Below are 12783 nucleotides of genomic sequence, written 5' to 3' on the forward strand. Positions count from 1 at the left end.
GAGGTCACAATCCGAGCCGGGTGACCGCGTTGTCGTCCAAGGGGTCGGCGGTGCGGATGTAGCCGTGGACGGTGCGCGGGTTGGTCCAGCGTCCCTGCCGCATGATCTCGCGGTCGGCCGCCCCGCCCAGGGCCGCCTGGGTGGCGAAGCCCGAGCGCAGGGAGTGGCCGCTGTAGGCGTCGGCGTCCAGGCCCGCGCGTTCGGCGTAGCGCTTGACGAGGTCGGCGACCGCGCGCCCGGTCATGGGGCGGTCGGCGACGCGGCCGTGCCGGTCGATCGGCGGGAACAGCGGGCGGCCGGTGCCGTCGGCCAGGCCGGTCCCGGTGTAGGTGTGGCAGCGGTGGGCGGGAGCCGCCCCGGGCGCGGGCTCGGCCTCCAGGAAGCCGCGCACGGCGGGCGCGCCGCCGTCGTGGTGCACCCGGAGGAGGTCGGCCCAATCGGCGAACGCGCACACCGGGCAGGTCGCCGCCCGGCGCCCCCGGGGCAGCGCCACCTGCTGGGCGTGGCGCGCCTCCTGGTCGGTCTTGGTCGCGCCCAGGCCGACGAGCAGCAGCGGCTCGCCGCTGCGGGGGTCGGTCTCCACGGCGACGTCGTCGACGCTGAGGGCGGCCAGTTCGCTGCGGCGCAGCGCCCCGGCGAAGCCGGTGAGCAGCAGCAGGGCGTCGCGGCGGCGGGCGGCCCCGGTGGGGTGGCCGTGGGCGGGCCGCTCCTCCAGCAGCGCCTCCAGTGTGGCGAGCACCACCGGGCGCTTGCGCCGGGGGCGGGCCCGGCGCCGCCGGCGGATGCCGCGCAGGGTCATGCGCACCACATCGGCGCGGGTGGGCGAGGCCAGGCCGTGGGCGCCGTGGACCGCGGCGATCGCGGCGGCCTTGCGCTCCAGGGTGGCCGGCGACAGGGCCCAGCGCGCGGGGTCGCCCTCGCGCAGGGTGTCGGCGGCTGCGGCGAGGTAGACCGCGACGTCGACGGGGTCGGCGGGCAGGGAGCGGCGGCCCTCGGCCAGGCACCAGGCGCCGAAGGCGACCCAGTCGGAGCGGTAGGCGCGCAGGGTGTTCGGCGACTGCGCGGAGGCGAGGTAGCGGCCCAGGGCGGCGGCCTGCCCGTCGTCGAACCGCCGGCGCACGTCCTCCAGGGCGCGGGTGTCCACCAGGACGCCGTGGGCGCCCTCGGCCAGCCGGTCGCGCACCTCGGCGGGCACGATCTCCATCACGTCGCCGTCTTCGCTCACAGTGGCCATCATCGCGCATCGGCGCGCCGGGCGGGCCCGCGCAGCGCCGGGCCCCGGGCGCGGGAAGGCAGGGCGGCCGAGGGGAAGATCAGCCGCCGAAGGAGCCGCGCAGCGCCTCGGCGATCTCGCCGGGCGGCGCGATGGAGAACAGGGCGATCCCCGAGCCCAGCAGGACGACGCCGAACAGGATCGCGGCGATGCGGCGGCGCAGCACCGCGGCGGCCACCGCGCCGGCCAGGGGGACCACCAGCGCGCACGCCAGCAGTGCGACGAGGTAGGAGGCGGTGGCGCGCCGGGCGGCGTCGGTGATCTCCTCCTGGGCGAGCATCGCGAAGCCTTCGGCCAGGTAGAGCAGGAAGAACAGCGGGGACCCCAGGGCCCAGACGAGCGTGAGGCCGATCCACACCGCGACCGGCCAGCGGCGGCGGTCGTCGACGACGACCGGGGTGCGGCTGACCGTGCGCCCGCCGGGGGCGGGGGCGGGCGGGTGGTCGGCGGCCCCCGTTGTTCGCGGCCCGGCCGCCGGCGCGGCCTTGGGCTTGCGGGGGTTCTTCTTCTTGGGAGACACGGGTCCTCCGGGTCGGCGCTGCGGCCCTGGTCGCGGGCCGCCCGGCCTCACACCCTAGGGGGCGCGGGCCGGTGCCCGGTTCACCCTGCGGCGAGGACGTGGATGACGACGACGTAGACGACGGGCCAGCCGACGGTCGCCAGCGACCACAGGGCGGCCCGGCGGTCGCCGGCGACGGTGGTGATGGCGGCGGCCAGCAGCGGCAGGCCCACCGACGCGCCGAAGCCGAGTGTGAACCACTCGGCGGCGGATCCGGTGTCGGAGGAGATCGCCTGGGCGTAGCCGACCGGCCCGAGGACCAGGGAGGCGGTGCAGAGCAGCGCGGCGGTGACCCGGACCCCTCGGGGGTGGCGGGTGTTGCGGCCGGTGGCGTCTCCGTTCTCAATCGGCGTCAACGGGGAACGCACCTTCTCCCAGCGGTGTCGTCGGCCGCCGCGGGCGCGGCTCGGGTGGGCGGTGGTCGGTGATCGGGGGGAACGGGCACGGTGTCGGGGTGGTCCTTCAGTCGGGTCGGTCGGTGCTGCGGAGCAGATCGTTCTCCTGGAGGAAGTCGGCGACCTCGTCGGCGAGAGCGCCGGCGCTCCGCCCCGCGACGTCGAGCTCCAGAACGGGCAGCCGGCTGCGGGAGGCGACCTCGCGCAGGTCGGCCTGCTCGCGCATGAAGACGTCGAGGTCATCGTATTGGGCGGGGTTGCCGGAGATCTTGAGGCGTTCCTCGCGGGCGGCGGGGAACGAGGAGTCGGCGCGGGTGCACAGCACGACGGCGAATCCGAGCGGCTGGAGGCGCTCCTCCAGCCACGTGAAGTCGTGCGCCCTGCGGCCCAGCCGCTCCTGGGTCACCTGCGTGGAGAAATGGAACCGGTCCACGATCCACGAATAGTACCGCTGGAGCTCGAACATGCGCACCCACGTGCGGTAGGCCTCAAGCGCCGCGGCCTCCTCGGCATCGCCGTAGTCGAGCAGGCTCCTGCCCCACGCCCGGTTGGTGAAGCCGCTCCATTCGCCGGAGATGAGCGGCGAGTGGTACCGGTACTTGCGCGGCCCGACCACCCGGGGGTGTTCGTTGAGCGCGAAGGCCAGGTCGGTCTTCTTGGTCAGGCGCGTGCCTTCGAGGATCACTTTCGGGCACAAGGGGGGAGTGTCGGGGTCGACGGATGCCATGGTGACCATCCAACTCCCCGCGCGCCCGTTGATCAAGAGCAACGCGGTGACGATGCCGGTGGGGCGCCGGCGGCGGGCTCAGGCGGGCGGGGGCCAGGAGCGCGCCTGGGCGCACAGGCCGGCGAAGCCGGCCAGTACCCGCAGTTCGGCCACGCTGCGCGGCGACGCCGTGACCAGGTGCGGGGAGTAGACGAGGGCGGCGACGACCTGCGCGCGGGAGAGCGCCACGTTGAGCCGGTTGCGCGAGAGCACGAAGTCGAGGCCGCGGGCCGCCTCGGCGGCGCTGGAGACCGTCATCGAGCAGATGACGGCGGGGGCCTCCTGGCCCTGGAAGCGGTCGACGGTGCCCACGCGCACGTCGCCGAGCCCGGCGTCCGCCAAGGCGTCGCGCAGGGCGCGGACCTGGAGGTTGTAGGGGGCGACGACGAGGATGTCCTCGCAGGTGATCTCGCGGTCGGCGGTGGCGCCGGGCTCGCGGAAGGTGCGGCCGATGAGCCGGGCGGCGGTGTCGACCACCGCCGCGACCTCCTCGGGGCTGTGGGTGCTGCGGCCGGTGTGCTCGACGGGGATGCGGTAGAGGCCGGCGTCGACGCCGCTCATGGACCGCTCGGCGGCGCTGGGGTGGGCGTGCAGCAGGCCGCGGTAGGACAGCCGTGAGACGGGTTCGCACACCGCGGGGTGCATGCGGCGGGTCTTGTCCAGGAAGTAGCCGCGCGCGGGGTCGATGATCTCGTCGTCGCCGGCCAGGTGCTCCAGGGCCGAGGCGGCGGCGCCGGCGCCGTGGGTGCCCTGGACGACCTGCGGGAGCTGCTGGGGGTCGCCCAGCAGCACGAGGTCGCGGGTGGCGGCGGAGACGGCGAGGGTGTCGGCCAGCGCGAACTGGCCGGCCTCGTCGATGATGAGCACGTCGACGGGGTCGGCGCGGAACGCCTCATTGGCGAAGTTCCAGGCGGTGCCGCCGACGAGGTGCCCGCCGTCGCGGCCCGCCCGCCAGGCCGCGAGTTCCTTGGGGCTCTTGGGCTGGTCCCAGGGCGCCTTGGGGTCGGGCTTCTTGGCGGGGCGCTTGGCGCAGGGCAGGTCCACCCCGGCGATGCGGGCCCGCTGCACGGCCGCGGCGAGCACGTTCTCGACGGCCTTGTGGCTGGTGGAGCAGACGCCGACGCTGCGGCCCTGGGCGACCAGGTGCGTGATGAGCTGGGCGGCGAGGTAGGTCTTGCCGGCGCCGGGCGGGCCCTGGACGGCGAGGTAGGAGGAGTCCAGGCGGTCGACGGCCTCGATGACGGCGGCCACGAGGTCGCCGCCGTGGCCGGCGGGGTCGGGCAGGCCGGCCGCGCCGCGGGTGCGGGGCGGGATGCGGCGCAGGACGTCGACGCCGGGCAGCGGCGGCAGGTCGGGCAGGGCGTCGATGACCTGCTCGGTGAGCGCCCACAGGGCCTCGTCCTTGGGCGCGGAGCGCACGGGCGCGCCGGGCAGGACGGCGGCGGGCACGCGGGCGTAGGTCTCGCCGGGGGCGCCGGTCTCGGTGACGGTGACCTTCTCGGCGGAGGCGGCCAGGACGGTGGCGCCGACGGTGTCGGCGGGCAGGCCGGGCGGGCCGGGGTAGAGCAGCCGGACGGAGTCGCCGGTGCTGAAGGGGTGGGGGCGGGAGCGGTCGGCGCGCAGTTCGAGTTCGCGGCGGGCGAGCTTCTGGCGCCCGGTGGGCTCCTGCCATTCGCCCCGCAGGACCTTCCAGGGCACCAGGCAGTCGTTGTCGGCCTCCAGTTCCTCCATCGGGGCCGACACCCGGCGGAAGTAGTCCCACCAGGAGGGGTTCTCCTCGCGCCGGTAGTAGCCGGCGAGGGCGGCCAGCAGGGCCTGGGCGTCCTCGCCGGGGCCGCGCCGCGCGGGGTCGGTGTCGACGCCGGCCAGGAGGGGGTCGGTCAGGGCGCGCAGCCGGGCCTCCTTCTCCTCCTTGAGGCGGCGGCGCTCCGCGGCGCGCTCGTCGGCGTCCTCGGCGGCGAGTTCGCCTTGGCCGACGGGGCGGGCGGTGATCCCGTGGTGCTCGCGCAGCCCTTCGAGCCAGTCGCGCAGGCGGGCGGTCGAGACGCAGTCGTCGCGGTTGTAGTCGCCGATGGAGGTGAGGACCTTGGCGGCGCGCTCGGTGTCGCCGGACTCGGTGGCGGCGAGGTATTCGGCGTAGGCGTCGATGCTGGAGGTGGCGGTGGTGACGGCGCCGGAGCGCCCGGCGGGCAGGTAGAGCGGTTCGAGGTACTTGATGGAGTAGGAGCGCTGGGAGACCCGGAGGCTCTTCTTGACCACGGTGAACAGGTCCACGAGGCGGCGGTGGCGCAGGAGGTCGTCGACCTCGGTCTCGCGGGTGCCGAAGGTGGCGGCCAGCAGCTTGAGGCGGTCGACCTCGTAGGACGCGTAGTGGTAGACGTGGGTGCCGGGGTCGGCGTCCAGGCGCGCGGTGACGAAGTCGACGAACTCCTCGAAGGCGCGCTTCTCCTGGGCGCGGTCGTGGGCCCAGAACGCGTGGAACTCCTCCCCCGCGCCGGTGCCGGGGGCGGCGGGGTCGTCCTCGGTGACGGCGCCGAACAGGTACTCCAGGCCGCGGCCGTCGGCGCCGTCGAAGTAGGGGAAGCCCTCCATGTCGAAGAAGACGTCGCCGGGTGCGGGTTCGGGCAGGGCGGCGAGCCCTTCCTCGGAGTGCACTTCGGCCAGGACGGTGCCCTGGGGGTTGTGCTCGGTGCGGGTGGCGTCCTGGCGGACCTGGAGGGCGGCCTGGTCGCGCAGCCGGGCGAAGGAGTGGCGCGGGAGGAGGTCGGGGCGGTCGTCCTCGGCTGCGCCGGCGAGGGCGTCGATGGTGGTGATGCCGGCGTCGGCGAGCTTGCGCGCCTGGTCGGTGCGGATCCCGGCGACCAGGGAGAGGTGGCGGGCCGCGGAGCGGCCTTCGGCGCACAGCGCGGCGTAGCCGCATCCGTCGCAGGCGGCGCAGGGCTCCCCCCACAGGGGGGCGGGCAGCGCGGCCGGGCCGTGCAGGCGCGCCAGGAGGCGGTCGCGCACGGTGGCGAGGATGGGCAGGAACTCGGCGACCCGGTGGGTGTGCACCTGGCGGTCGCCGGTGAGCAGGTACATGTGCTCGGGCTCGCCGGGGCCCTGGCGGCCCAGCGCCTCGGCGTAGGCGGTGAGCTGGAGGATGGCGGCGGGCCCGGGGTGGCGGGCGAGCTTGGTGTCCCAGGGCTCGTAGCGGCCGTCGCCGGGGCGGCGGGCGCCGGTGGCGGGGTCGACGCCGGTGCTGATGAGGAAGTCGGCGCGGCCGTGGAAGGCGACACCGTCGGAGATGGGGTCGTAGAAGCAGCCCTGGTAGACCACGGGGGCGCCGGCGCGCATCGCGTCGGCGGTGGCGCGGGCGGCCGCGCGCATGGCGGCGTGGGTGGGCTCGGGGTTGTCGATGGTGACGACGCCGTCGCCGAAGAGGGCGCGCAGGCGGTCGAGCTCGGCGCGTTCGTGGGCCTCGCCGTGCTGGGCGACCAGGGGGTCGATGTCGCCGGGCGCGGGGGCGCCGGGGACGCTGTCGGCGAGCGCGGTCTTGAGCGCGCTGCGGTGGTCGCACTGCATCACGTCGACGAGGTCGGTGGGTGAGATGACCCGGCCCGACTCGTTGCGGAACACGCGCCCCTCCTTCCCCGTGGTCGGTCTGGGGGCATTGTGCCACGGGGTGCACACACGTTCGCGTGTCCTGCGGGAGCACGGCGTGTGGGGGCGGGGAGGCGGCGGAGGTGGCCGCGCCCGGCTGCCCGGGAGAGGGGTCCGGGGAGCCGGGCGCGGCGTGGGGGGCGGGGTGGATCTGGGGCGGCCGGGGCCGGTGGGGTCAGCTGACGACCTGCCACTCGACGTCGACGACGCCCTGGTCGGCGGAGGCGATCTTTTCGAAGGACGCGGTGGACAGGTCCAGGCAGCGGCCGTCGATGTAGGGGCCGCGGTCGTTGATGCGGACCGTGACCGACTTCCCGTTGGCGGGGTTGGTGACCTCGACCATGGTGTCCATGGGCAGGGTCTTGTGGGCGGCGGTCATGGCGCTGGGGTCGAAGGTCTCGCCGCTGGCGGTGGGCTGGGGGTCGCTGTACAGCGACGCCTCGCAGGCGCCGCCCTCGCCGCTGGGCGTGAGGGCGGTGTCCTCCTGGTCCGCGGTGGCGGCGGAGTCGGACCCGGTGTCGGGGGCGGGCTCGGCCGCCTGGGCCTCCTGCTCCTCGCTGACCGAGGCCGACAGCGGGCGCAGTCCGTCGCGCGCGGCCGTCTCGAGGTCGTCGCGGGCCTGCTCGCGCCGGTCGCCGGATGCCTCCGGGCCGGGGGCGGCGGGTGCCGCGGTGCCGGCGGCCGGGAGCGCGGCGTCGACGGCCGCGGCCGGGACGGCTGAGGCGCCGCTGAGGGCGGCGGCCCCGGCGGTGCCGCCGGCGATGAGAACGGCTCCGGCGGCGGCGGTGACGACGATGAGGCGCTTGCTCCGGAGCCGGTCGCGCAGGGGAGCCTGGGTAGTCCGGTGGTTGCCCACGGCGGTGGTCCTTCGAACGGGGACGGGGTGGCACCGCGGCGCGGACCACGGGGTGGGTCCGCTCTGCTGCGGCGGGTGCCGTTCACCCGGGGCACGGGGTGGGGCGCCGGCGCACCGGGGGTGCGCGGGTCGGGGGCCGACGCGGGGCCGGAGGGGCATCCGAGGAGGTCAGGATGGGTGTCCATCGCTCCGCCCGACCCGACCGAGGGTACGCACCACGTGCGGGTCACGTGAACCCGAACAGAACGTTTTGTGGAACTTGTCACGTCCCGCGCCGACGGCGCGCACGCGCCGGCGAACGGTGCGTTACCGGCCGCCGCCGGTGCGGACGCCGCTCCTGGTACCGGCCGGCACAGGGGCGCGACCGGGCGGCGACCCGGTCGTGCACGGCGGCTCCGGCGGCGGTCGGCCCGCCCGGTGCCGCCGGTCGCGCCGCCGACCGGTGGGCGGCGCGTTCTTCCCGGTTCCGGCCGACCGTCGGCTAGGACGCCATGTGGGGCGGGAAGGGCGGGAGGGGGGCCAGGCGGTAGCCGGGCGGTTCGGTCGCGTGCAGATGGCGCACGAAGTAGTCCCAGGCGCGGCGGGTGACGTGGTGCATCCGGCCGAGCAGCGCGTGTTCGGCGCCCGGGACCAGCAGCATGTCGACGTCCTTGTCCGCCGCGACGAGCGCGTCGACCAGGCGCAGGGTCTGGTAGGGGTGCACGTTGTCGTCGAGCTCGCCGTGGACCAGCAGCAGCTTGCCCTCCAGGTTGCCGGCCAGGGCCGGGTTGGAGATCGCGCGCCGGCCCTCGTCGCTGATGTCCCCGTGGTACTGCTCGGCCCACAGCGTGTGGTAGACGCCGTTGTCGTGGTTGCCGGCGACGGCGACGCCGACCTTGTAGAACTCGGGGTGGGCGAGCAGGGCGCGGGCGGTGGCGAACCCGCCGCCGGAGTGGCCGGTGATCCCGACCCGGCCGGTGTCCAGCCACGGGTGGCGGTGGCCGAGCTCGCGGATCGCCGCGACGTGGTCGGCCAGCGAGCCCGCGTCGCCCAGCGCGCCGTAGGAGTGGTCGTGGAAGGCCTTGCCGCGGCCCGGGGTGCCGCGGCCGTCGACGGCGACGACCGCGAACCCCAGGGCGGCGAGCGCCTCCGGCTCCCCGGTGCCGGTGTTGTCGAACGACGCCGCGGTCCGGGCCACCTGCGGGCCGGGATAGACGTGGTCGATCACCGGGTAGCGGCGGCCGGGGTCGAAGCCGTGCGGTCGCCACAGCAGCCCGTAGATCGGGGTCGTGCCGTCGGCGGCCAGGGTGCGGAACCGCTCGGGCGGGGTCCAGCCGAGCCGCTCCAGTTCGCCGGTGCCGGGGCGTTCGAGTTCGACCAGGACCCGGCCGTCCCCGTCGAGAACGGACGCGCAGGGCGGGGCGGCGACGGTGGAGGCGCGGTCGACGATGTAGCCGCCCTCGGGCGGGCTCACGGCGTTGTGGTCGAGGTCGTCGTCGGTGAGGCGGGTGAACCCGGTGCCGTCGAGGCCGATCCGGCAGATCTGGCGGAGGTAGGGGTCGGCGGCGACCAGCCCGGAGGCGAGGAACCACGCCTGGCGCCGGTCCTGGTCGACCCACAGCAGCCGGCGGACGAGCCACCGGCCCGAGGTGACCTGGGTGGCCGTGCCGCCGTGGGCGTCGTAGAGGTAGAGGTGGCCCCATCCGTCGCGCTGGGACCACCACAGGACCTCGCCGGAGTCCAGCACGCGCACCATCGGCGGCTCCCCGTACTGCGGGGCCGGGTCGACGCGCGTCTTGCCGGTCTCGCTGATCAGCGTGGCCGTGGCACCGGTGGCCGGGTCGAGGCGCCGCAGCTCCAGGGTGTGGCCGTCGCGGCTCTGGCGCAGGAAGTGCACCGCGTCGCCGTTCCGGCCGGTCCACCACCGGTACTCCAGAGCGGCCGGGCTCACGACGGTGGACGGCCCGTCCTGCTGCCGCACGGCCGTGCGCGCCGCGACGTCGAGGACGGTCCACTCCATCGTCGCCTGGCCCTCGTCGCCGGGCATCGGGTAGCGGTAGCGGTGCTCGACCGGCCGGCCGCCGCCGGGCGGTGCGGACTCCACCAGGACCTGCTCGGCCACGTCGCGTTCGTCGGCCCGGTGGACCAGGATCCGCGTGGAGTCCGGCGACCACGCCAGCAGCGGGGGCGCGTCGAACCCGACCGCTCGCATCAGCGCCCGCGATGTCAATGGGGCGATCGCCCCGCCGTAGCCGGTGTCCGGCCCGGCGTCGTCGGTGAGCGCGACCTCCTGTTTCCCGTCGCGGGAGCGCACCTGGATGTCGCCGCCGCGGCGGAAGGCCACCCACGCCCCGTCGGGGGAGGCGACCTCGCCGGGCCCGGCGGGCTCATCGCCGTCGACACGGCGGCAGGTCCCCGTGCGGTCCGACCACTCCCAGCGTGCGTCGAACGCGGTGAACCGCACCGCGCCGGTCCGGCTGTTCGCGGACTGCTCGGCGCCGCCGTCCCCGTACAGCTCGGCGCCGAACTCCACGGAGGTGATCGGCAGGTCCCCGGCGTCGACCGCGCGGCCCGACTCCCGGGAGAGGGCGGCGGCGAGCCGGTCGTGGTCGAACGCGTCGCGGCGGGTCCCCGCGGCCGGGTCGACGAGGACGAAGCGCGGTCCCACCCGGTACCAGAACCGGTCGCCTCCGGGGAGCCACTCGGGCAGCACGCCGGCCGCGGGAACCCGCCGCGCTCGGTAGGGGGCCAGCATCTGCTCTGCGCGCGCGTAGTCAGCGTCGGTCAGGCGGGTCACCGCGGACGTCCCTTCGTTCGGTGTCATCGGGACCCGACGAAACACCCTGACGCCGCGTCGGAGTCAACCGGCAGCGGGAGCGCGTGCCCGCGGACACGCGGCGGTGCGCGGCGGCCCCGGCGACCGGACACCGCCGCGCCGACGCCCGGCGGCGCACCTCCTCAACCGCCGGTAGGTCCTTGCGTGCCTTCAGCGCCTGTCGGATGAGGTCGGCGATCCGTACCGCCATCCCGTCGTCCTCCCCGTCGGCCAAGGCGAGAAGTGTGCGGACGTGGTCCGCGCCGTCGTGGGCGTCCTGCCGCAACGCCAGCCCGGTGCGGCGGCCTCGGCGCCGGGTGCCCTTTTCGGTGCGGTGCAGTTCGGCGTGGAACCCCCACGCCCCGTGACGCGGGTTCCACACCGGAGCCGACGGCATCCACCGTGCCGCTACGGCACGGTCGAGCCGGGCGTGCCCCCGAGCACGCGACCGTGTCTCCGCGACGGCGTCCTCCAAGGAGGCGTCTTCACATTGCATCCACTGCAATGTAGATTGCATCGCACTTGAGCAGAGAGGAATGCCGTGCCCCCCTTCCCTTCCACTCCAGGTGACACGTTGATCTTCGAGAACGACCGGGTCCGCGTGTGGTCGATGACCCTCGACGCCGACGGCGGGATGTTCGACTTCCACCAGCACCACCACGACCACCTGGTGATCTGGCCGGACGCCGGCGAGGCAGAGGCCCAGGAACTCGGTGACGAGGACTGGGGGGTGCGCCAGGTGGCCGAGCCGGGGTACTGCATGTTCAAGACGGTCGGGTCGGGCGGGCCGATGACGCCGCACCGGATCCGCAACGCCGGTCGGACCGCGGTCACCCACTACATCGTCGAACTGGTCGGCGAACCGTCGCCGAGCCCGGTCACGCTCGACGCGCAGACCAACGGCCGCGGCTTCATCAGCCACCCGGGCATGTCGGCACCCGAGCGGCCCGACGAGCCCAGCACCTGATCGGAGCGCACGGATGAAGGTACTGGTCTCGGGCGCCGCCATGGCCGGGCTGTCGACCGCGTACTGGTTCGCCCGCCACGGCCACGACGTCACCGTCGTCGAACAGGCACCCCGCATCCGCCCGGGCGGCGCCCCGATCGACGTCCGCGGTGCCGCGCTGGGCACCGCGGAACGGATGGGGATCCTCGGCCGGATCCGAGCCGAACAAGTCCCACCCCCCACCCCCTACGACGTCGTCGGTCCCGACGGCACCACGCGGGCACGGTTCGCCATCGCCTGGTTCGGCAACGAGTGCCCGGACGACGTCGAGATCACCCGCGATCGGCTGGGCGCAGCGCTGCGCGACGCCGTCGGCACCGGACCCCGGTTCGTCTTCGACACCGAGGTGACCGAGATCGACCAGGACGACACCGGTGTCACCGCCACGACCACGGCCTCCACCGAGCGCTACGACCTCGTGATCGGCGCGGACGGCCTGCACTCGGCGGTACGCAGGCTGGTCTTCGGCGAGGAGCAGCAGTTCGTCCACCACCTGGGTCTCTACGTCGCACTGGTGTCCCTCGACCCCGCCCGCTCCTGGGCCCCCGGCATGTACAACGCCCCGGGGCGGATGGCCTGCATCCGCACCGACGCGGACGGCCCGCTCGGGATGGTGATGTTCCGCAGCCCGCGGCTGACCTACGACTTCCGGGACACCGCCGCCCAGCAGAGGATCGTCGGCGACGTGCTGGCCACTGACAACGCCTGGCAGATCCCCTGGCTGCGCGAATCGATCCTGGACCCCGACCGCCCCGCCTTCTACTTCGACTCGATCAGCCAGACCCGGATGCCCGCCTGGCACCGGGGGCGCGTCGTGCTCGTCGGTGACGCCGCGCACTGCGCCGCACTGCTCTCCGGCATGGGCACCAGCCTGGCCATGACAGGGGCGGAGTTCCTGGCCGAGGCGGTGGCCCGGTCCCCCGACGACCTCGCCGCCGCGTTCGCCGGCTACGAGGCCCACCAGCGTCCCCTGGTGAACCGGGCCCAGGCCGGTGTCGACGGCAACAGCGGCATCATGGTTCCCGAGACCGCCCGAGAACTCGACCGGCGCAACGCCCTACTGCGAGAGGTGGCGGCGACGGCCGGCGGCCGGGCGACGCGATCGTGACCCCTCGGCGGTAGGCGCGGACCAGCGGCGGGCCGCGTTCGTCGCATACCGGACGAAGCCCGCGATGTCCCGTGAGGTCGCCGGCGGAAGCCGCACCGACGACGACCCGGTACGACGGACGGGACCGGGTGCCGACGTTCCCGAACGCGACCTACCTGCTGCCGCGCCCGGAGTTCGAGTAGGGGAGCCCGCGACCGCCTACGGGTTACGGGTTTCGTCGCCGTGCTCGCTCTCGCGGCACCGGCCGGGCTGTGGGTGCGACGGCCGCAGCTGGTGCCGGGCGGCGCCCGAGATCCGTGTCCGGGCTGACCCGGCCCGTGTTGCCCTGAGCACGCGAGGTGGGTCGGCGGGCACGCCCGATCCGGTCGCGGACGGCTACCGCGACGC

The 12783-nt window shown here is 75.1% G+C and carries 9 protein-coding genes; 2 read left to right on the plus strand and 7 right to left on the minus strand.

Annotated features, from left to right (window positions below):
* Window positions 1-4 precede the first annotated feature (4 nt).
* The 7 genes from ACFO4E_RS10545 to ACFO4E_RS10575 all read right to left on the minus strand — a co-directional run bounded on the left by ACFO4E_RS10545 (window position 5) and on the right by ACFO4E_RS10575 (window position 10264).
* Window positions 5-1234 (minus strand): site-specific integrase, encoded by a 1230-nt coding sequence (locus ACFO4E_RS10545; RefSeq protein WP_378573455.1) that lies wholly within the window; start codon window positions 1232-1234, stop codon window positions 5-7.
* A gap of 79 nt (window positions 1235-1313) precedes the next feature.
* Window positions 1314-1793: a hypothetical protein gene (locus ACFO4E_RS10550; protein WP_378573378.1), complete on the minus strand. Its 480-nt coding sequence runs from the start codon at window positions 1791-1793 to the stop codon at window positions 1314-1316.
* Window positions 1794-1873: 80 nt separating this feature from the next.
* On the minus strand, window positions 1874-2188 hold the full coding sequence (locus tag ACFO4E_RS10555; RefSeq protein ID WP_378573380.1) for a hypothetical protein: 315 nt from the start codon (window positions 2186-2188) through the stop codon (window positions 1874-1876).
* Between the two features lie 106 nt (window positions 2189-2294).
* Window positions 2295-2924, minus strand: coding sequence for a hypothetical protein (locus ACFO4E_RS10560; RefSeq protein ID WP_378573382.1), 630 nt, complete (start codon window positions 2922-2924; stop codon window positions 2295-2297).
* A gap of 108 nt (window positions 2925-3032) precedes the next feature.
* The gene (locus ACFO4E_RS10565; RefSeq protein WP_378573383.1) at window positions 3033-6608 is read right to left on the minus strand and encodes a TM0106 family RecB-like putative nuclease; all 3576 of its coding nucleotides are present in this window, start codon (window positions 6606-6608) and stop codon (window positions 3033-3035) included.
* A 199-nt stretch (window positions 6609-6807) separates the two neighbouring features.
* The gene (locus ACFO4E_RS10570; RefSeq protein WP_378573385.1) at window positions 6808-7488 is read right to left on the minus strand and encodes a septal ring lytic transglycosylase RlpA family protein; all 681 of its coding nucleotides are present in this window, start codon (window positions 7486-7488) and stop codon (window positions 6808-6810) included.
* 481 nt (window positions 7489-7969) lie between these two features.
* Window positions 7970-10264 (minus strand): S9 family peptidase, encoded by a 2295-nt coding sequence (locus tag ACFO4E_RS10575; RefSeq protein ID WP_378573387.1) that lies wholly within the window; start codon window positions 10262-10264, stop codon window positions 7970-7972.
* Between the two features lie 592 nt (window positions 10265-10856).
* Between ACFO4E_RS10575 and ACFO4E_RS10580 the strand changes: the two genes are divergently transcribed.
* Together ACFO4E_RS10580 and ACFO4E_RS10585 are read left to right on the plus strand one after the other, a co-directional pair.
* A complete protein-coding gene (locus tag ACFO4E_RS10580; RefSeq protein WP_378573389.1) occupies window positions 10857-11249 on the plus strand; it encodes a hypothetical protein in 393 nt (130 codons plus the stop codon).
* A 13-nt stretch (window positions 11250-11262) separates the two neighbouring features.
* Window positions 11263-12396, plus strand: a complete 1134-nt coding sequence (locus ACFO4E_RS10585; RefSeq protein WP_378573391.1) for an FAD-dependent monooxygenase — start codon at window positions 11263-11265, stop codon at window positions 12394-12396.
* The last annotated feature ends 387 nt before the right edge of the window (window positions 12397-12783 follow it).

Origin of the sequence: Nocardiopsis mangrovi (assembly GCF_042653925.1) — a bacterium.
GTDB lineage: Bacteria > Actinomycetota > Actinomycetes > Streptosporangiales > Streptosporangiaceae > Nocardiopsis_B > Nocardiopsis_B mangrovi.